The organism is Halotia branconii CENA392 (genome assembly GCF_029953635.1).
Classification (GTDB): domain Bacteria; phylum Cyanobacteriota; class Cyanobacteriia; order Cyanobacteriales; family Nostocaceae; genus Halotia; species Halotia branconii.
Genome location: NZ_CP124543.1, coordinates 2,334,623 through 2,355,048 on the forward strand (window position 1 = coordinate 2,334,623; position 20,426 = coordinate 2,355,048).

The 20,426-nt window shown below is 41.1% G+C and carries 21 protein-coding genes; 8 read left to right on the top strand and 13 right to left on the bottom strand.

All coding sequences use genetic code 11. The features are described from left to right. Nucleotides 1-283 precede the first annotated feature (283 nt). Complete coding sequence (locus tag QI031_RS10285; RefSeq protein ID WP_281485075.1) at nt 284-1,759, bottom strand: cation:proton antiporter; 1,476 nt, start codon at nt 1,757-1,759, stop codon at nt 284-286. Between the two features lie 90 nt (nt 1,760-1,849). Then, a complete protein-coding gene (locus tag QI031_RS10290) occupies nt 1,850-2,260 on the bottom strand; it encodes an EVE domain-containing protein (protein ID WP_281485076.1) in 411 nt (136 codons plus the stop codon). Nucleotides 2,261-2,485: 225 nt separating this feature from the next. On the opposite strand from QI031_RS10290, the gene QI031_RS10295 reads away from it, so the two are divergent. Further along, nucleotides 2,486-3,232, top strand: coding sequence for an SIMPL domain-containing protein (locus tag QI031_RS10295; protein ID WP_281485077.1), 747 nt, complete (start codon nt 2,486-2,488; stop codon nt 3,230-3,232). Nucleotides 3,233-3,364: 132 nt separating this feature from the next. Here QI031_RS10295 and QI031_RS10300 read toward each other — a convergent pair whose 3' ends face one another. The 3 genes from QI031_RS10300 to QI031_RS10305 are packed head-to-tail and all read right to left on the bottom strand — an operon-like array spanning nt 3,365 to nt 4,123. Continuing rightward, on the bottom strand, nt 3,365-3,547 hold the full coding sequence (locus tag QI031_RS10300; RefSeq protein WP_281485078.1) for a DUF6887 family protein: 183 nt from the start codon (nt 3,545-3,547) through the stop codon (nt 3,365-3,367). After that, nucleotides 3,528-3,716, bottom strand: a complete 189-nt coding sequence (locus tag QI031_RS31710) for a DUF6888 family protein (RefSeq protein ID WP_425526030.1) — start codon at nt 3,714-3,716, stop codon at nt 3,528-3,530. Before QI031_RS31710 ends, QI031_RS10300 begins: the two co-directional genes overlap by 20 nt. 44 nt (nt 3,717-3,760) lie before the next feature. After that, nucleotides 3,761-4,123, bottom strand: a complete 363-nt coding sequence (locus tag QI031_RS10305) for a single-stranded DNA-binding protein (RefSeq protein ID WP_281485079.1) — start codon at nt 4,121-4,123, stop codon at nt 3,761-3,763. A gap of 366 nt (nt 4,124-4,489) precedes the next feature. Here QI031_RS10305 and QI031_RS10310 point away from each other — a divergent pair, with 366 nt between their 5' ends. From QI031_RS10310 to ribD, 4 genes are all read left to right on the top strand, one after another. Beyond that, the gene (locus QI031_RS10310) at nt 4,490-5,497 is read left to right on the top strand and encodes a rod shape-determining protein (protein WP_281485986.1); all 1,008 of its coding nucleotides are present in this window, start codon (nt 4,490-4,492) and stop codon (nt 5,495-5,497) included. Between the two features lie 94 nt (nt 5,498-5,591). Beyond that, nucleotides 5,592-6,401: a rod shape-determining protein MreC gene (gene mreC, locus QI031_RS10315; protein WP_281485080.1), complete on the top strand. Its 810-nt coding sequence runs from the start codon at nt 5,592-5,594 to the stop codon at nt 6,399-6,401. Between the two features lie 23 nt (nt 6,402-6,424). Further along, the gene (mreD, locus tag QI031_RS10320) at nt 6,425-7,054 is read left to right on the top strand and encodes a rod shape-determining protein MreD (RefSeq protein WP_281485081.1); all 630 of its coding nucleotides are present in this window, start codon (nt 6,425-6,427) and stop codon (nt 7,052-7,054) included. Between the two features lie 364 nt (nt 7,055-7,418). After that, nucleotides 7,419-8,627, top strand: coding sequence for a bifunctional diaminohydroxyphosphoribosylaminopyrimidine deaminase/5-amino-6-(5-phosphoribosylamino)uracil reductase RibD (ribD, locus tag QI031_RS10325; RefSeq protein WP_281485082.1), 1,209 nt, complete (start codon nt 7,419-7,421; stop codon nt 8,625-8,627). A 63-nt stretch (nt 8,628-8,690) separates the two neighbouring features. On the opposite strand, the gene QI031_RS10330 is transcribed toward ribD, so the two are convergent. The 4 genes from QI031_RS10330 to QI031_RS10345 form a co-directional block, all read right to left on the bottom strand. Continuing rightward, entirely contained in the window at nt 8,691-8,906 is a 216-nt protein-coding gene (locus QI031_RS10330; protein ID WP_281485083.1) for a hypothetical protein, read from the bottom strand. 201 nt (nt 8,907-9,107) lie between these two features. Beyond that, nucleotides 9,108-9,566, bottom strand: a complete 459-nt coding sequence (locus QI031_RS10335) for a MarR family winged helix-turn-helix transcriptional regulator (RefSeq protein WP_281485084.1) — start codon at nt 9,564-9,566, stop codon at nt 9,108-9,110. Between the two features lie 145 nt (nt 9,567-9,711). Continuing rightward, nucleotides 9,712-12,351 carry an EAL domain-containing protein gene (locus QI031_RS10340; protein ID WP_281485085.1) on the bottom strand — a complete coding sequence of 880 codons (2,640 nt, stop codon included), beginning with the start codon at nt 12,349-12,351 and terminating at the stop codon, nt 9,712-9,714. A gap of 634 nt (nt 12,352-12,985) precedes the next feature. Next, entirely contained in the window at nt 12,986-14,770 is a 1,785-nt protein-coding gene (locus tag QI031_RS10345; protein WP_281485086.1) for a ShlB/FhaC/HecB family hemolysin secretion/activation protein, read from the bottom strand. Nucleotides 14,771-15,329: 559 nt separating this feature from the next. On the opposite strand from QI031_RS10345, the gene QI031_RS10350 reads away from it, so the two are divergent. Further along, nucleotides 15,330-16,058 (top strand): phosphoribosyltransferase, encoded by a 729-nt coding sequence (locus QI031_RS10350; RefSeq protein WP_281485087.1) that lies wholly within the window; start codon nt 15,330-15,332, stop codon nt 16,056-16,058. Nucleotides 16,059-16,229: 171 nt separating this feature from the next. Further along, a complete protein-coding gene (locus QI031_RS10355; RefSeq protein WP_281485088.1) occupies nt 16,230-16,511 on the top strand; it encodes a peptidase in 282 nt (93 codons plus the stop codon). A 111-nt stretch (nt 16,512-16,622) separates the two neighbouring features. Here the strand turns inward: QI031_RS10355 and hflX are convergent, their stop codons facing one another. After that, nucleotides 16,623-18,368: a GTPase HflX gene (gene hflX / locus QI031_RS10360; protein ID WP_281485987.1), complete on the bottom strand. Its 1,746-nt coding sequence runs from the start codon at nt 18,366-18,368 to the stop codon at nt 16,623-16,625. Between the two features lie 287 nt (nt 18,369-18,655). Here hflX and QI031_RS10365 point away from each other — a divergent pair, with 287 nt between their 5' ends. Then, nucleotides 18,656-19,285: a Uma2 family endonuclease gene (locus QI031_RS10365; RefSeq protein ID WP_281485089.1), complete on the top strand. Its 630-nt coding sequence runs from the start codon at nt 18,656-18,658 to the stop codon at nt 19,283-19,285. Here the strand turns inward: QI031_RS10365 and QI031_RS10370 are convergent. From QI031_RS10370 to QI031_RS10380, 3 genes are all read right to left on the bottom strand, one after another. Then, the gene (locus tag QI031_RS10370) at nt 19,282-19,788 is read right to left on the bottom strand and encodes a PIN domain-containing protein (protein WP_281485090.1); all 507 of its coding nucleotides are present in this window, start codon (nt 19,786-19,788) and stop codon (nt 19,282-19,284) included. The genes QI031_RS10365 and QI031_RS10370 overlap by 4 nt on opposite strands. Continuing rightward, on the bottom strand, nt 19,781-20,035 hold the full coding sequence (locus QI031_RS10375) for a UPF0175 family protein (RefSeq protein ID WP_281485988.1): 255 nt from the start codon (nt 20,033-20,035) through the stop codon (nt 19,781-19,783). The genes QI031_RS10370 and QI031_RS10375 overlap by 8 nt, the downstream gene beginning before the upstream one ends. A 108-nt stretch (nt 20,036-20,143) precedes the next feature. Beyond that, complete coding sequence (locus QI031_RS10380) at nt 20,144-20,389, bottom strand: PemK-like protein (RefSeq protein WP_281485091.1); 246 nt, start codon at nt 20,387-20,389, stop codon at nt 20,144-20,146. Nucleotides 20,390-20,426 lie beyond the last annotated feature (37 nt).

Here is a 20,426-nt window from a genome sequence, read left to right on the forward strand (position 1 = left end):
CAGTTATTACTTCCTCATTACAAAAAAAATGTCGAAATGAGGACTAGAAAATGAGGTATAACTGGCAACAAATAACATTCCAAATGCTAGTAGTAATGAGACAAAAACTAACTTAGAGGAGAGGACGGAAATTTGAGGATAGAAGTTTCCATTGACTAAGAAAGGGATGGTTATTGAGTTGTAATAAAAATTTTCCTTGTTTCAAACCCCTAAATCCTAGTACAGTATGACGGAAGAAGCAGGGGAGCATAGTCGAAACACTGCCCTTCTGCCTCTTCTTTGACTAATTCTCTAGAGAATCCGGCGTGGTTTCTCGACTACTAATATCATTTGAGTCTGATACCGACTGAGGTGATTCTATTGCTACCGCTGTTCCAGAGACACTATCTAAGATTAGTTTCTCTGAGTCTGCGACCGAAGTTTTTGGGTCGGGAAATACGAAACGTAATAGGGGAGGAGCTAAAAAGGTGGTTAGGATAACCATCATGATAATTGCCGCCCCTAGTGGTTTAGAGAGAGCGCCACTGGCAGCACCAACACCAGCAAACACTAAGCCGACTTCACCTCTAGGAATCATCCCTACACCGATCGCTAAACGGTTAATTTCAGGTTGGCCAAACACACTGAAACCTGTGATCACTTTACCGAGAATAGCTACGATAATCAGGAAAGTTGCCATAATCAGTCCTTCCTGGTTACTAGGAATTGCTGGATTTAACACTCCTAAATCGGTTTTTGCTCCTACAGTCACAAAGAAAATCGGCACTAGCATATCGGCAATCGGACAAATCTGCCTTTGTAGATCTTTGCGTTTATCAGTTTCCTCTAGAACTAAGCCTGCGGCAAAAGCTCCCAAAATTGCTTCTAACTGGATTACAGCAGCAATATATGCCATCACAAAGGCGAAAATGAATGCTGGTATTACCAACTCACCCCGTGTTTTGAGTTTATTAGCGATCGCCACAAAGGTTTTATTGAAAATATTACCTAGGACGATCGCACCCAAAAGAAAGCTACTGGCACTGATAATTAAATAAATTACTTTGCCTACATCTACAGCACCATCTTTAGCTAGGCTGGCAACTACAGCTAAAACGATGATTCCTAGCACATCATCAATGACGGCAGCACCCAGAATAATCTGCCCTTCTTTAGAATTGAGTCGTCCCAATTCTGTCAACACTTTGGAAGTAATCCCAATACTAGTAGCAGTCAAAGCTGCCCCAGCAAAAATTGCGGGTACAGCATCAATACCAAACAAAGTCATCAAACCTACAGTACCAGCAGTAAAAGGCACTATTACCCCTATTACTGCGACGACAACGGCTTGAGCGCCGACTGCCATGAGGTCTTTTAAGTTTGATTCCAAACCAATTTCAAACAACAGGATGATCACACCCAGTTCTGCCAAAACAGAAACGACCTCTGATTGTGCCTCAAATACCGCTGGAGTCGCTTCAGGCGTTAAACCAGCAGTAGTTTGGAGGAAAGTCATGATCATCGAGCTAGAACTGTCTGCACCACCTTCTGGAAACACTAACAGATGTAAAACGGAAGTACCAACTACCACACCGCCTACAAGTTCACCTAAGACAGGAGGTAAACCTACTCGGTTAGATAACTCCCCGCCAACTTTGCTAGCAAGGTAAATTACCACTAAGCTCAGTAGCACTGCTTCTACTACCATTGAAGCGTCTGCGGCTTCTGTTGTGCTGGCCAGCAGAGGAAAAGAGAAGTTAATTACACCTAAAAACTGCATTTTTTCTGTGAAAATCCTTCTCTTTATTTTTACTCTTTTCTGGAAATAATTATAAAACCGTTATCTCAGCACTACTGACAGCAGCACTAATTAATTTGTATTTGTCAACTTCAATAAGTATTGCCAATAAAGCTCAGACACTGGAACTACGGAAAGCCTAGGCAATCTTAGCAAGTCAAAATCTCTAAATTTGCCATCTTGCTTAATTTGCCCTAGATTGATCGGCTGAAAAACTTTTCGTACTGCCCGCACATCTACAACAACTCGTTTAATTTCATTTAATACTGGATCAACATAAGGTTGACTGACTATCTCTGCTACACCGATAATTTGCCGTTCTTTGCCTGTGTGATAAATCAATGCTAAATCACCGGGAAGCATTGTACGTAAATGTTTGAGAGCTAGAGCATTGTTAACTCCATCCCAAACTGTACTGCCATCCCGTTCTAAATCAAAGTAGGAATAATTTTTTGGTTCAGTTTTCAGCAGCCAATATGCCATCACAAAATCTCTACAAGTTTTGGTGTAATTTTTTTAGTTTCCAAAAATGTAACCATTGCAACTTTTTACTATGGCAATGACAAAGTAGGAACATACAAATCGTATCAATCAATCGCCTTTGAGTTGTGTAAATCTCGTGGTAGCTGTTGACTATTAATAGTTGGCAGTTAACTGATGATTGCTAGATACGTTTTATTTAATATTTTTGAGAGGAGTGCAAATCTTATGTACCGAGCCGCTTTATCCGGTTCTCAGTTTCACGTTGGGAATTTTTGGAAAACTTTACCGTTAGCCTTGGTTTTATTGGTAACTTTTGTTCAGCCTGGGTTAGCCCAAGAACAAGAGAAGTTGTGGCGAACTCTTACAGTCAGTGGTCGTGGTATGGAAACAATTCCGACAACTTTGTCGGAAGTTAATTTAGGAGTTGAAGTTCAAGGTAAAACTGCCCAAGAAGTCCAGCAAGAGGCAGCCCGCAGGTCATCGGCTGTAGTAGCTTTACTGAAAAACCGGAATGTAGAAAAGTTACAAACTACAGGTATTCGTTTAAACCCAGTTTATAGCTACAAAGATAATGTGCAGCGGATTACTGGATATGCAGCTACTAATACCGTAAGTTTTCGTATTGCTACCGATAAAGCTGGCACATTATTAGATGAAGCCGTGAAAGCAGGTGCAACTCAAATTAATGGTATTAATTTTATCGCCACTGACGAAGCGATCGCGGCTGCTCAAAAACAAGCACTCAAAGAAGCCACCCAAGATGCTCGACAACAAGCAGATGCCGTTTTCAGCGCTCTTGGTTTCCAACCCAAAGAGGTAGTAAGTATTAAAGTTGATAATGCTAGTTCACCTCCACCACCTGTGTTATACCGTGCTGAAACTGCCAAGTTAGATAATCAAAATACTTCCACGCCTGTAATCGGAGGTGAACAGCAAGTTGAAGCATCGGTGACGCTGCAAATTAGTTACTAATCAAGAGTCAGTTGTCAGTTGTCAGTAGCAAACGAAAAATAACGAACAACTGACTACTTGGTGTTTTATGGCAGAATATAAAGCTTTGTGCTGCAAACACAAGGCTTTATCAAAAATTTGGTCTTGGTGGTCTCACTCTTGATGTGATTGCGGTCTGCGTATTACATTAGGCAGCTGTTCTGGAGAGTCTAGCTTGATTCCATTTGCTTCAACTCGGTTAGCTAAAGCATTGATGGCATTTTGATCGTCTCGGTGTTGCAGAACGTAGGTTCGTAGTTGCTTTGTAGTCATCGCCTCATAATTCGGGCTGGTCATAACTTAATTTTCCTTGCTTATTAATAATAATTACTGACTCTTCACCCGCAATAACTACTATTCTCGCGTCTCTATAATCAAGCGTTACAAGATAAATCGGCAAGTACATTTTTGTTAACCAGCAACAAGCTATGTAAACAGTCCTTAACTGTTGTGGCGTTGGTTTAATCTGTTTATTCTTTTATTTTCACCTCATAGTTGACAGTTAAACAATTAAAAATGATCTGAGGACATATCTGCCATCCCGCCATCTCCATCTTGCTTTGAACCCAATAACTGTAATTGGTCTACTAAAATAACTGGTGAAGAACGGTTGGCTCCGGTTTGGCGATCGCTCCAGGTATCTAACTTCAAAGAACCTTTAACGGCAATTTGTTTGCCTTTACGTACATAGTTACCAGCCACTTCTGCCGTTTTGCCCCATAGTTCCAAATTGAACCAGTCGGTATGTTCTCCCTCTTTAGTACGTCGATTCACGGCCAATGTCAATCTACACTTAACACTACCAGACTCGAAATATTTAATATCTGGGTCGCCGCCGACACGACCAATGAGAGTGACAATATTGATGCTCATCTGAGTTACCTTTTAGTACATACGTACTTACTTGTCTTGATTTTCATCATAGCGAATTGTGAACCTATTGAAAATGTGTTAAAAACTGAACAACCTAATCGGGTATAAAAAGATAGAAAATGACAGAGGTAAACTGAAAAACTGTACGGATATACTGAAGTAGCCAAAGAAGATTAAAAACGTAGAGACCTGAGACCTAGCAAGAACTGCTATAAGTTTAAAAAACCGCCTAACTGGCTGGACTCAGGCTAAAAAACGTAATAAAATCCAGCACAATTAACTCTCATAGTTGTAGTCAAAAAATATCGCAAATAAGGGGCGTAGAGACGCGTGGGTCTTTTTCGGAACTTTCGCTCATCGTGGGATATGGGTATCGACCTCGGTACAGCCAATACCCTTGTTTATGTATCTGGTAAAGGTATTGTACTCCAAGAGCCTTCTGTAGTTGCTATCGATCAAAATGAGAAAGTAGCACTGGCTGTGGGAGAAGAAGCCAAAAAAATGCTTGGTCGCACACCTGATAATGTAATTGCCCTCCGCCCCTTGCGCGATGGTGTAATTGCTGACTTCGATACAGCCGAGTTGATGCTGAAAAGCTTTATCCATCGTGTAAATGAGGGTAGATCTTTAGTTTTACCCCGAATTGTCATTGGCATTCCCAGTGGTGTTACAGGGGTAGAAAGGCGAGCTGTGATGGATGCAGCAGGTCAAGCTGGGGCTAGAGAAGTGTGTTTAATTGATGAGCCTGTAGCAGCGGCAATTGGAGCAGGTCTACCAGTTATTGAACCAACTGGTAACATGATTATCGATATTGGTGGAGGTACAACAGAAGTTGCAGTACTGAGTCTCCAAGGTACTGTGCTAAGTGAGTCAGTACGGGTTGCGGGAGATGAACTTACAGATTCGATTATCCAGTATATGAAGAAAGTTCATAACTTGGTAATTGGGGAACGGACTGCGGAAGATATCAAAATTCGCCTTGGCTCTGCTTATCCTAGCAATGATGATGGAGATCTGATGATGGAAGTTCGAGGTTTACACTTGCTTTCTGGTCTTCCAAGAACCGTTACTATTAAAGGGCCAGAAATTCGTGAAAGTATGTTGGAACCGTTATCAGTCATCATCGAAGCTGTGAAACGGACATTGGAACGCACTCCTCCGGAACTGGCATCTGACATTATTGATAGAGGCATTATGCTGGCTGGTGGTGGTGCTTTGCTTAAAGGCATAGATACCCTGATTAGCCATGAGACGGGAATTGTCACACACATTGCTGCTGATCCTCTTAGTTGTGTTGTGCTGGGAACAGGTCGTGTGTTAGAAAACTTTAAACAGCTAGAACGAGTTATCAGCTGGCGTTCTCGCAATATGTAGAAAAAAATATGAGATATTGGGTTCTATTTGCCTATTATTTGGGTTCTATATAAACAGAATCCAATATCTTCTGAAATTATATAAATAGGTATAGATGGTTACTTTACGTCGTTGGTGGGATCGCAAAGGATTACAAATTGGGTTACTCGCTTTAATACTAGGTAGTACTTGGATACTGCGACAAACCCAAGGGCAACTGCTGATGGAAGTTTACCAAGTAATGACCCGTCCATTACAAATGTTGCAGACAGGACCAAGTCCAGAAGAACGTCTCAAAGATGCTCGGTTTTTAGAGTTGCAAACACGCATAGCAGATCTGGAAAGTCAAAATAAAAAGCTCCAAGATTTATTAGGCTATGTTGAAAAACAGCCACTCTCAGCGCGCCCAATTCCAGGACGGGTAGTGGGACGCAGTGCTGACCATTGGTGGCAACAAGTGACTATCAATCGTGGCTCTAATATGGGTATTCAAGAAGGCTTCGTGGTCAAGGCTGATGGTGGATTAGTAGGTTTGGTAGAGAGTGTAACTCCTAATACTAGCCGCGTTCTATTAATTAGTGACCTCAAAAGTCAAGTAGGTGTAACCATTAGCCGCACCTCAGCCAAGGGAGTTTTGCGAGGAGATTCTTCTGCAGAAGCTGTACTGGAATTTTATGAAAAAGTTCCCAATGTCAAAGTAGGAGATTTAGTTTCTACATCTACTTATAGTCAGAAATTTCCAGCCGGCTTGGCAGTAGGACGGGTAAAGTCCTTAGATTTAAAGAAACTCCCGGTATCGGTGGCAAAAGTTGACCTTTTCCCGCCTATAAGGTCGCTAGATTGGGTGGCTATATATCCAAAGCCGACAAATCAAGAAATGGAAAAGCAAGAATCACCAAACCAGGAAATTCAAAAGTCTAATTAGATTCTCAAAAATATTGCAAAACAATGAAGATGCCTTCATTTAGTGGCAGCAGTCAGAAAAAGCCACAGTCGTCAAAGCGAAAATTTAAATTCCCTAACAAGCCTCTATCTCATTGGCATCCTGGTATGCGCCAGTTACTAGATTGGACGGTGACGGTTGGATCAGTAATGTTATGCATAATATTATTACCAACTCGCCTTCCCGGTATGGAATTACTAGGAATTGGCCCAAATTGGCTATTAATTTGGGTGGTAGCTTGGAGTGTTAAGCGTACAGTTTTAGAAGGATTACTCGCAGGTATAGTTTTGGGAATGCTTCAAGATGCGATGACATCTTATAACCCAACTCATGCCATAACCCTAGGACTGGTAGGACTTTTAACTGGTCTGACTCAGAAGCAGCGTTTTATTCAAGAAGATTTTATTTCTATTGCCTTGATTGTCTTTGTCATGGCAATTTTGGCAGAAACTGTCTTTGGGTTACAGTTGAGTTTAATAGGCGATCGCCAAGTAGAATACATTTGGGCATACTACCAACGAGTAGCTTTAGCTTCTGCTATTCTCAGCAGTCTTTGGGCTCCTGTGGTTTATTATCCCTTGAATCGCTGGTGGCAAAAGATGAGATTATTAGAGCAACAGTCAATTAAAGGCTGAAATTTGAAGTATTAAGGATGAAATCTTACCCAAAGATCAATCTAGGGGTTAGAAATAAATTTTTATCCTTCATCTTTTCTTTGAGTGCGGAGTGTGGACAGCTTAGATTTGCCAAAGGTGTCAAGCTTCGGTAAATCTTGGTAGGAGTGAGGAGTGAGAGTTCAAGGTTTATGCCTTAGCCCTCACTCCTAAATTTTTCTGGAATTTGAGCAAGCCTAGGCAATATTGATTCAAGCTAGAGTTAATACAAATGAACAATAGCGTCTGGATATTACTGTTTAACTATCACGTTCAAAGCGCGTAGAAGCTCTGCTTCTTGTCTACAGACATCGCGTGCAAAATATTTACAGTATTGCCCAAAATTATGGATAACTTCCCAGTGCTTGCTCAAGCAGATGCATCTTTACCAAATTACACTCAGGAAAATCGGCTCTTGGTGCAATCAGCAGTTAAATCTGATGCACTAGCAGAGGAAAAGGTAGGCAGTGACTTTGACTACCGCATGATGCAGCGGTGTTTAGAACTTGCCCGCCGTGCCTTGGGACGCACTTCACCCAATCCCCTAGTGGGAGCAGTAATTGTCAAAGACGGTGAGATTGTCGGGGAAGGATTTCATCCCCGTGCAGGTGAACCTCATGCAGAAGTTTTTGCCCTCAAAGCCGCAGGCGATTTAGCTCGTGGTGCTACAGTCTATGTCAGTTTAGAACCTTGTAATCATTATGGACGTACTCCCCCTTGTTCAGAAGGATTAATAGCAGCTGGTGTCGCTAAAGTGGTAGTGGGCATGGTTGATCCTAATCCCCTAGTAGCTGGTGGTGGCATTGCCCGTTTAAGGGCAGCTGGGGTAGAAGTATTAGTGGGAGTAGAAGCAGAAGCCTGTCAGCGATTAAATGAAGCTTTTGCTCATCGCATTCTCTACAAACAACCTTTGGGCATTCTCAAATATGCCATGACTTTAGATGGCAAAATTGCTACTACCTCCGGTCACAGCGCTTGGGTAACAAACCAAGATGCCCGTAGCGAAGTTCATCAACTGCGGGCAGCCTGCGATGCAATAATCGTTGGTGGTAATACGGTACGACAAGATAATCCCTACTTAACTAGCCATCAGGTGGAGGCGCATAATCCCCTACGGGTGGTAATGAGTCGTCATCTCAACTTACCTGAAGATGCCCGCGTGTGGAACACTGCGGCAGCTCCTACGTTGGTGTTAACAGAGTTAGGAAGCTCACCCGATTTTCAAAAGTTTTTGCTGGCACAAGGGGTGGAAGTAGTTGAATTGACATCACTGACACCAGAAGCAGCAATGACAGACTTGTATGAACGGGGTTTTTGTAGCGTATTGTGGGAGTGTGGGGGTACGTTAGCTGCCAGTGCGATTGCTCAAGGGGCAGTGCAAAAAATTCTGGCCTTTATTGCTCCGAAAATCATTGGTGGTAGTGATGCTCCTACGCCTGTAGGTGACTTAGGTTTGACCACAATGACTGAAGCGTTGTCTTTAGAACGCGTTCGTTGGCGTGTGGTCGGTTCCGATTGCTTAGTTGAAGGTTATTTACCCCAAAAAAACCAATAGTCTCAAAGTCTCAAGTCAGTAGTCCACGGTCAATAGTAACTAATAACTGTTGACTGTGGACTGTTAATACTGGCGTTCACAAGCAAGATCACGGATGAGAGTGAGCCGAGATGCAATGTAATCACTGAGAAAATCGGTTTCGTGGGGATCTAAGAACGCTTGCGTTGTGGTTTGTTTTACTAACCATTGCACCAAGCTAGCATCGTCCATCTGCAAGAGGGTCTTGGTTTGGGAATTTTCAACCACAGACCAAAGCTGACGCAGAATTTTGGGAGTCATTAGACCTCAAGTTAATCATTAGCTTAGCTGTTCCCAGATTACACAATTCTGGTGGCAGCTTGCGACCAAAAGTACAAGCCAAGACAAGTATTATTAAAAACTTAATATGAGGATTTATAACTTTATGAAGATTAAGAATTGGACAACTTCATTGAGAAATTAACAAAAATTACTAAATAAGATTTTTGTAATTTATGTAATTTATGTATGCTCGAAGACATTTTTTAATAGAGCTAGTCCTTCTTCAATTTGAGAGATTTCCTCGGCTGTTAGACCTTGAAGTAAGTCGGCAATATGAGAGCGAGTATAATCAAGGGATTGCTGAAGATGATGCTTACCCTCGTTAGTCAGATTGAGGACTATTCGTCGTCGCTCTTGGGGATGATGTAAACGTTGTACCAAGTTGCGTTGTACTAGTCGCTCTATTGTTGCTGATGCCGTGGCGGGAGTGACACCTAAATGCTCTGCTAAGCCAGATAATGAAGCACCAGGATTGCGGTTAATAAATGCCAGCGATCGCAACTGAGGTACAGATAGAAAAGCGGTATTATGGGTACGCATCTTAGAGCGGATAAACCTCATCACTAATGGGATTGTATCCATTACTTTAGCGGCACATTCTTCGGAAGTTGTACCTTGAGAGGTTTTACCGAGCTTCATGGTAGAATTTTTCTCCTAAACACTTTGCTACCCGTAGATAACATCGTCCACAGGTGAGGGCAAGCTTATTAATGGTAGCAACAGAATTGTATAGCAGCCGAAACTAATAATCAGAGCTATTTCATTCCTCAAAAGCGATTTACCTTCAAACACTCTTGAATCTTTGACTTTGGAGGGTTTCTGTAGCTTTATCAGCAGAAAGCGGTTTGTGGAATAGATAACCTTGCATATCCTCGCAATGAATAGATTTTAAGAAATCTAACTCCTCTTGCTTTTCTACCCCTTCAGCAGTCAGTTTTAATCCTAAAGTTCGCGCCAAGCTAACGATCGCTGTGACAATATGAGCTACTTTGACATCCGTTGTTAATTCTTTAATAAAAGACCGATCAATTTTGAGATTGTGGAGTGGTAATAGTTGCAGACGTGAAAGAGAAGAATGACCTGTACCAAAATCATCGATAGCAAGGTGAACACCCATTTTCTCCAAATCCAGCAATACAGTTCTGGTAAACTCTAAATCCTCAATGGCTGTTGTTTCTGTGATTTCTAACTCTAAAAATTGTGGCTCTAAACCTGTTTCTTGTAAAATTTTGGCTACAATTTCCGCAAGTTTGGGTTGACGAAACTGCTTAGGGGAAAGATTGACAGCGATTATGATTGGAGGTAGTCCCGCTTGTTGCCAAGCTCGATTTTGAATACAAGCTGTCCGTAACACCCATTCACCAATGGGTATAATTAATCCAGTTTCCTCAGCAAGGGGGATAAAAGTATTAGGTGCTACTAATCCCATTTCAGGATGTTGCCAACGCAACAAAGCTTCCATGCCAGTAATTTGCCCTGTAGCAATATTGACTTGAGGCTGGTAATACACTGTAAACTCTCCCCGTTCTAAGGCACAGCGCAAGCTTTTCTCAAGATTCAAAAGCTCAGGAGTTTTGGTACTGAGAGTTGTGGTGTAGTACTGATAATTATTTCTCCCTTGATCTTTGGCATAATACAGAGCAGAATCCGCATGTTGAATTAGGGTTTCGGCATCAGGACTATGTTCATCTAGTAAGGCAATGCCTAAACTTCCACTCACGTAGAGTTCATGCCCGTCAAGATTAAAGACATTTTCTAAAGACTCTAAGATTCTCCAAGCTACTTGGGTTACTTCATCGAGACAAGTCACGCGGGTTAGGAGGATAGTAAACTCATCTCCTCCCCAACGAGCAACAGTATCTCCACTTCTGAGGCAGTCTTTCAATCTTTGAGCTACGTTTTGTAACAATCGATCTCCTAAGGTGTGTCCTAAAGTGTCATTGATAACTTTGAAACGATCTAAATCAAGGAACATCACCGCTAAACTTTCCTGACTACGTACTGCGCTGGGTAAGGCTTTAGCTAATAGTTCATTAAATAGCAGGCGATTTGGCAATCCAGTCAGCAGATCATGGAGGGCTTGGTAACGAATCTTTTCCTCTACTTGCTGACGCTGTTGAGCGCCACTGATACTAGCCGCCATCGTTAAAAGTGTAGATTCTTCGTGACGTGACCAGTAACGTTCTTGTGAGCAATCTGCCAAACCAAGATATCCCCAAAATTGATCATTTAACCGTAGGGGTACTAAAAGCAGGGATTGAATACTTTCTCGGCAGAGGAGTTCTTGTTCGGCTAAGGGAAACTCTCGTGTGAGTCCACTAATAATCTGACCGTTAGAAAGAGCATCGCACCAACGAGCTAATTCTAAAGACTGATAAGGCTGGTTTTGCCAGTACTGGGCTGAAGGCTCAAGGTGGGAGCGTGTCCACTCAAATTGGAGACTTACTGCTATCTCCCCTGTCACTGGATGAGGATGGTTTTTGAAGAGATAGACCCGATCTGCTTGGGCTGCTTCACCCAATACAGTTAAAGCTCTTTCCATACCAGTTTCGTAATTCATTTCTACTAGCAAATAATTGGCAGCTTCAGCAACTGCCTGTAACAAGCGATCGCGTTGCTGTAAATCGGCTTCGGCTTGCTTTTGCTTTGTAATATCTCTAACAATAAAAGTTCTAATTAAGTCGCTTTCAGGAAGGAAATGAATAGATTGTTCAAATACTTCTTGACCAACTTGCACCTCCCGCACAAAAGGATTTATTTTTTGATTCTTAATTGCATTTAGTAGACCTGTCAACATAGGATGCTGCTTTCCGTCTTTCCTGATTTCAGGAAATTTGAGAGTTGCGGCGGGATTGAGGTAAGTTACGTTTCCTTCTAAATCTGTCTCGATAATTGGATTGGGAATGAGTTCAGGGAAAGAAGCTAAGCGGGCTAAGGCAGTCTCGCTAGCAGCTTCAAAATTACGATCAAAAACTAGAGTTTGAAAGGGATTTGCAGAATGAGCTTGTTCTGATAAGAAACTAGCTAGGTCTTCCGCTGCACAAGATTTAGAAAATGCTTGTTCTGGAATATTAGAAATAGCATAATATTTAGCATGAGCTTGATTATCACCAAATACGATAATATCTCCATGTTTGAGATTGTGAGAAAAGCATTTAGTGCCATTCACAAACAAGCCATTAGTACTTCCTTTCCCCTTAAAATTACCATCAATAATTTGAAAACCATACTGGTCAGTTTCTGGAATAGATATACGTAATAGAATTGCATGTTGTCTTGATACTGACCGAGAACGGAGAACTATAGCGTTTCTAGAATCCCGTCCCAGAGAATAAGTAGTCTCTTGCAACAGGATAGTTCGTTGCCCTTGCAAATCCTGGACAACCAAAAGATGGCGTATTTTTTCCTGCTCGTTTTCTGCCATCACTCTCCCTCAAACTTTCATGACTTTAAATGTGCCATCAAAAAGTATTACTCAAACAAATCCTAACTTTCAGTTTCCATTTTTTGAAAAAGCTATTTTTTTCAGATCAAATAAAATTTGTAAGGTTTTAATCTTGTTGGAAACAACTAGATTAAGTGTCTAGAAGGATATATTTGCCAACCAGTTTAGCAATCAAAGAATCCTAGACTTATCCTCTGCTCTTGGTCAGAGTTAGAAAATCTAGAACTTTTGGTCACTATACCCTAATTTAATTTTTTCTTAAATGTCTAGAATAAATTCTATTAGCTAAGATAATACATAGTAAAAATGCGGATTTTTCACTGATATAGAAGGTAATCAATAAAAAATCGGAACTATATTTTATTAAGCTAATCAATATGTCAATTTCTAATTTAAATATTGGTAAATGTACTGATAGAACAATATTCTTTGTAAAGATTTTTTAAATAAATACTTTTCAGTTTTTTGTTTGTATTTTGCGAATCATGTCAGTTAAGACTGTTACAGAATTATTTTCAATAATGAAATAATTTTTAAAAATTTAAATGCCGATTTATTGACTTAAAACACTGTTGGTAAATGAGCAATTAGCCAATAAGCAAATTTTTAGACTTTAAAATGGATTATAGAGTATGGAAAAGTACAGTCCATCTTCTTGTAACGTTTTTCCCTGTGATTGAACAGATATTAAAGGAATGCCCCAATCTATACGGGCGCTGAAGCGATCGCCTTGTGACCAGCGCAAGCCAAAACCTAAAGAAGCAAGAGTGTTAGGGTCGGGATTGTCTTGACTTGAACTATTCCAGGCAATACCGAAATCAATAAAAGGAGCGACCTGCAACACACTATCTGTTTGGGGTGAGCGGAAAATTGGTATTTGAATTTCAGCAGAGGCAAAAGTGCCATTATCCGTTAGCAATAAATCTTGACGGTAACCTCTAACACTGTCTAGCCCACCTATGCCGAACTGTTCTAAAGGCAAAAGCGTTCTAGATGCCAGTTGCATATTTGTACGAAGTAGCAATATGGTATCAGGAGCTAATAGACGTGCCCATTGTGCTTGTCCTTGCCATGCAAAGAAGCGGCTGTCTGGAGCTTTAGAGTTAATTGTGGCATCAAAAGCTCCTATACCTAGATTGAACTGAGAACGCAAAGCAATCACTTCACGACTATTACGAGATGTCCATTCTTGAAAAAAACGTAACGCAGATATACGTGTGCGTCCTTGTGTATCGGCTCCTGGTGAAATTTCATTATTTAATTCTGGAAAAGATAAAGAAGATACTTTACTCTCACGTCGAGAGGCTGTTAGACCGAGAGCAAATTCCTGCGTAGGAGTTTGGATTACTGGCTGGCGGAATGTCAGTTCGTAATAGCGAGAAGAAGATTCAATATCTAGGATGTCGAAAGAATCTTCGATGACATTGCTTGATGCAGTGCCAAAGTTGAAAGAAATCGTTCCATTGTAAGGATTTATAGGCAAAGTATAGCTAGTATCAAAAACGTTGCTACCATCAGTATTAGTGTAAGCTAGACTTAAACCATCTCCTAATCCTAGTAAGTTAGCTTCACTGACTTGTAATCGACGACGAAAGCTACCCACGCTAGGCGATCGCCCATTATCCAAAGCTATTTGAGTACTAAAAGATCGCGCCTCTTTAATCTTGACTTGTAGCACACTCTCCTCTGGACGCGACCCTGCTGACAAATCAGCAGATAGATTTTGAATTAAAGGATTAAGTTGTAACAATTGCAGTGCTTCTAACAATCGTTCCCGATTTAGCGGTGCTGATGTCGCTATTGCTAGACGACTACGTACATAATTAGAGTTGAGTCGTTGAGTGCCAGTTATTTGGATATCTTCTAACTTACCTTCAACTACTTGGATTTTAATTACACCAGACTTAATTGTTTGAGGTGGAATATAAGCGCCAGAGGTAATGTAGCCCTTTTTAATGTATAAATCAGTAATTTTAGAACGAGCTTGAAAAACTTCAGCCAGAGAAATAGGTTTTTTGGTAAATTCAGCAGTGACTTGGGCTAATTCTTCAGGATTGAATACTGTACTACCAATAACCTCAAACTTTTCTACAGTGATAGTTTGGGGAGTTTTTTCTGGTAATTGCTGCTCAGGTGTAGCTGATGGTGCAGAGGGTGGTAGTAGTTCTACTGGTGGAGGGAGTTGCTGTGGTAGTTGGGGCGATGGCAATGGCGAAGGTACAGATGGTTGAACATCTTGCGGTGGTGGAAGTTGCTGTGACAAGATGAAATCGCTATTGGGTGATTGTGTAGTATTAGCTTGGACTTTTAAAGGTCTAGTAATTGAAGTGCTGGTTAACACAAATATACTCACCTGTAAACAGGACACTGCAAAGTTTGTAGAGTATTTATCGAGCATGGCACTGGATTGGTTTTTGCTAAAAATTAAGGGATATATGGAAACTGTTTCAAAAAGTATTGACCTAAATAAGTTGCAGATGCAGACAATATCTACGGTCAGCTACGCTAATGTACTGATGAATAACTGAATAATAAAAGTATTAGCTAAGACTCCAGCCAAATCAATAATTCATCCATTAGGTAGATTAATCGATTGGGTATGTCGCCTCGCTAGTCAGAGGACAGATAATGTTTAGGTTTCTATGATCAATTCATTAACATAAAGCTCAAAACGCAGTAGCAAGGAACCATTATTGCTTAGCGTCAGTAACCATAGCAAGTTATGCAAAGAGTTAGTCAAACAGAAGGCGTAGAACTGCCGAATACTGTTCATTATGCTCGTGTAGTTGTATAGATATTGAGTGAAGCAATTAGCTTAGCAAGGTCAATGATATTCGTTTTCAACTTAGACCAGACTATGATTCATTATTTGAGGCAGGAAGCCAAGAAAAAATGTACGCTAATACTTAAAAACTGATTTTCTGAGACAAAAAACAATTAGGTAGGAGCTTAACACCATGCTATTTCAAGACCGGACAGCAGCAGGTCAATTCTTAGCAAGGCAGTTAGCAGATTATGCTAACCGTCCAGATGTGCTAGTGTTAGCTCTACCTAGGGGTGGTGTTCCTGTGGCATTTGAAGTTGCCAAAGCATTAAATGCTAATTTAGATGTGCTTGTGGTTCGCAAGCTAGGCGTACCCAATGACAAAGAATTGGCAATGGGAGCGTTAGCGATCGCGCAACATTTCGTTGGCACAACCTCTCGTCATGAAAAGAAGCTACCTAAAACGGAAATCGCATCCACTGGTGTACGGGTACTCAATCAAGATATTGTGCATCAGCTAAATATTTCTGATGAGATAATAAACAGCATCGTCGTCCAAGAACAACGAGAGCTAGAGCGACGGGAACAGCTTTATCGAGATAATCGCCCTTTCCCAGATTTACAGGCACGTACTGTCATATTAGTAGATGATGGTTTAGCCACAGGTGCAACAATGAGGGCTGCGGTGATGGCAGTGCGTCAGCAGCAACCTGCTAGTATTGTCGTTGCTGTGCCAGTCGCTGCGCTCGAAACTTACCAAGAACTGAAAAGTAAGGTAGAAAATATTGTCTGTGCTGCCACACCCAACCCTTTTTATAGTGTTGGTCGCTGGTACGAAATCTTTCCACAAACTACAGATGATGAAGTCCGCAGCTTACTTCACAAAAGTTACAAAAAACTATCAACCATTGTTCCTGAGTAAATAACGCCAAAATTGGCGTTGGGGAATTTGGTTTTTTCAGATTGCTGATTTAAATTTAGACCAGAATTTAAACTCATCCCACCCCTTTAAGGCGCGGGATGAGCTTAATAATTTTGATCTAAAAGTGCTGTAAAACTGATAACCTAAAACTTACTTATTGGGGAAGAGTTTATGAGTCGGATGTTTCGACGATACCACCGGCAGATTGCGATCGTCTTATGTCTGCCTTTATTTTTAACTGTATTAACCGGTATGGGCTTTACTATTGCTCACGAATGGTTACACCAAAACGAGTTAGGTGAATTTCTACTTGGATTGCACACATTAGAAATTTTGCATTTAGAAGGAATTTATCCGATTTTGAATGGTTTAGGATTAATCGGCTTATTGATTACTGGTTTAAGCATGACAGGTCTATTTAGTCAACGTCGAAACCAAAATAATCAAGGATAAATTTGCTAAGGATATCTTGTTTAACTCTCCTCTGCTTTTTCTATCCCATGCCCTACGCCCCATACCCAAAAACCACGCCTACAAAAAGCGTGGTTTTTAATTTTCACTGTGTTACTGAGAATCAACTGCATATTGAATCAGCTGGGCAAGACGCTGACGTAGGGTTTCTAATCCTAAACGTTCGCTGGATGAAATAAATACCGCTAGGGGAAACTCTTCACGAGCTAAAGCTAGTGTCTCACTATCTGCTTGATCAATCTTGTTGAAAGCAACCAAGGCTGGGCCAGGGGTAACTGGCATTTGGGCTAAAATTTCCCTAACTGAGCGAATATGGCTCAACCAAGCCGGATGAGACAAATCTACTAAATGTAATAAAGCATCAGCTTCTGTGACTTCCTCCAAAGTGGCGCGGAAAGCATCCATTAATGATGCAGGTAGTTCATGGATGAACCCGACTGTATCTGTAATCAGAATCTCTTGATGTTCACCAGTTTCTGCTTTGGGAATCACTAAGCGTCGCGTGGTGGGGTCAAGAGTAGCAAACAACTGGTCGGCTGTGTAAACTTCAGCGTTAGTCAGAGCATTTAATAATGTAGACTTACCAGCGTTAGTGTAACCAACCAAAGCAATTGAAGGAACTTCTTGATGTTGCCGTCGTTGGCGTAACCGCGAACGATGTGCTTGCAATTGATTTACTTCTTTTTGCAGTCGGGAAATGCGCTGCCCAATGGCACGGCGTTCTGTTTCTAGTTTGGTTTCACCAGGACCGCGTGTGCCAATACCACCACCTAGTCGGGACATGGTTCGACCTCTACCAGTCAGTCGTGGCTGCATGTACTCTAACTGTGCTAGTTCTACTTGTAATTTACCAGCACGAGATTGAGCGCGTTGAGCAAAGATATCCAAAATTACTTCGGTGCGGTCAACTACCCTAACACCAATCTGTGCCTCTAAGTTGCGGACTTGAGACGGTGAAAGGTCGCGGTCAAAGACGACGAGATTAACTCCTAAAGTTTGAGCAGTTAAAGCAACTTCTTGGACTTTGCCTTCACCAACTACTGTTTGAGGATGAATGCGCGATCGCTTTTGTTGTACTGTTCGTAATACATCTCCGCCAGCAGTGTCTACCAAGCTTGCCAATTCTAGTAGGGTGTCTTGGAATCTTTGTAAAGTCAACTCATTGGTCATTACTCCCACAATTAGCACGCGATCGTGGTCAGCATCTACTTCTTGAGCGATAAATTCTCGCTGGAACTCTTGTTCAAGTCCTTCTACCAAATCGAGAAAGTCTTGCTGTGCCAGCATGTCTAAGCTCAGAGGCGGTGATATATGCCAATTGGGAGTTTGGACTTGAGTTTCTCCTAATTTCAAGGCAGCAAGACTAGTCATCAAAGCACGAGAATCTTGGGGTGTTAGATGAGCTAAATAAGCTTCTTTGACATACCCAGCAGCACCGCCTCCCCGTCGTGTAAATCCCGTTCCGGTAATATTCATGACTACCAGAGCATCTAAACGTTGCAGTGCCATCGCTGTCAGTGCCGATTCATTCGGCGGTTCTGGCTTGAGATGGGTAGAGATACAACGAATACCGCTGAGTCGTTCTGCACCATAACGGGGCAGTTCCAGCGGTGGAATTTGCGTTTGACGCGGTGTGCCTACCCCCACACGAATCACTTGACCACGACGGTTGAGGTAGGCACACACAGGCTGATTTAGTTCTGTGCTAATTGCTGCCAGACGCTGGGAAAACTCAGGCGTGGTGATGCGATCGCCTGGTATGCGCTGGTGGTACAGTCGCTGTAGTTGTTTCAGCTGACTGGACTTGAGACCTTGCAGATTTCCAAAGATAGTTTCTATAGGCGTTTATGACCAGTAAATGGCCCCCCGAAATCCTTATTTGTCTATTTTACAACAGGGTTTAAGCTCTAAACTCTGTCTTTTGAGGGATGATATCTCAATTTATGTCCGCAGAGCGTCTTTTTGACCAAGCCCCTTGGTGGCAGGAACAAACAAGAGGGAATCAAGTAAAGAATAAAGAGAAGAGTTAACCATGAAAAAAAGGATACAGAACAACTTCTTCTGTTGCTCATTCCCTGTTCCCTTTTAAGTTATTTTGATAGTAATAACCCAAACTCAATCGAGCAATGGTAACAACACGCGCCACTTCAGAACAAAGGGTTGTATTGAGAAATATCAGCTGGCAGACTTTTGAAACAATGCTAGCGGATATGGGAGAGGATAGACCCTCTTTAATGGCTTATGACCAAGGAACGCTGGAAATTATGACTCCACTGATGCCTCATGAGCATTGGAAATGTTTAATTGAACGTCTAATTTTTGTGCTGGGGGAAGAATTAAATTTAGAGATATTCCCTACAGGTTCTACAACATTTAAACGGGAAGATTTACGGCGTGGTTTAGAGCCAGATAGTAGCTATTATATTCAAAATGAAGCACTGGTGAGAAACAAATCAGGAATTAATTTGAATACAGATCCAGCACCAGATTTAATAGTAGAAATAGACTTGACTAGTTCTTCGCTGAATAAGTTTGATATTTATGCGTCTTTGGGTGTTGCGGAACTTTGGCATTATGACGAAGGAGTGCTGTATATTTACCAGCTACAAGAAGGAAGATATATAGAGTGTAATAATTCACCTACTTTTAACAATTTGCCTTTAATTGAAACTCCGCAATTTTTAGAAGAAAGTCAACGAATTGGAGTGATGAGTATGACAAAGAATTTTCGCAATTGGATTAAGGGAAAAATCTAAGTATCTACTTCACCAGCTTGTTGCAGTGCAACATTAATCAGGGTTTCACTTAGCCTAATTCCACGATCAATCATCCTGCCAATTACGTGTCTAATGTAAATAGGGTCTCCTTCTCGCTTCGCGCACAGCAAAATACCGATAGTACCTGTAATAGAAAGACCATTTAATCTAGCAACTCGTCTACCCGCAGTTTCATCAATACAAACTGTGTGAATATTTTCATTGAGCGCCAGTTGGATAACAGAAGCTTCTCCTAAATCGAGAGAATTGAGTAAGAATGGAGAAATATTATTTAAGGGTGTTTGTAATTTTTGTAGCCAAATTGCATCCTCAAATTCACTTATAGCAAATCCGCTTGCACCTCCAGCAAGTATTTCTTGACAAACTTCAAAGGGAACTAAAACCTGAGTATACAAAGATTGTAGTATTCTTAAATGTCCTACTGCCGCTATTATAGAAATAAGTGGTGCTGTATTGATAACGATTATATTGGTATCAGGCATTTTCTAAATCAGATATAACTTCTTCTTCTGTTAAATCAATCATTGCCACATGATAACGGTGTAAATTAAATAAAAAATTTACCCTATTTATACCTGCTAACTGTGCAGCTAAACCAGAAGAAATACGTTTCATTTCAAATAATTTTACTGCCATCGCCATTTTTGCTTCTTGTTCAAATTGTTCTCGCGTTTGTTGTAAGGCATCCGGTAAAGTTTCTGGGTAGTCAATTTTAAGTTGTGACATAATTAGATGAGTTAACTTTGTAAATGAATATTTATAATAATATTTTTAAGCGGCGATCGCTTGTAGTTTCAGTTGGGCAAACCAAGGATGATCGCTATTAATTTAAGCTGCTTAAAACTGAGGCTTAATATACAAATCCCATAATTCCTTTAAGCGCTTTGCATCTGATTGAGAAATTTGTCCTATTTTAGCCAGCAATAGAGACTTTTCTAGGCAGTCTAATCGAGACAAACGTACGGTTGAAACTACACGTAAGCTACTTATAGCCCAATCATTTAGAATGATATCAGTTTGTGTGCGTGGTTTGGCAGATGTAACTACTGCTGCGACAAAATCATCTCCATCTATCCACAACACAAGTATAGGGCGCTTTTTAAAACCTTTACCGCTGGTG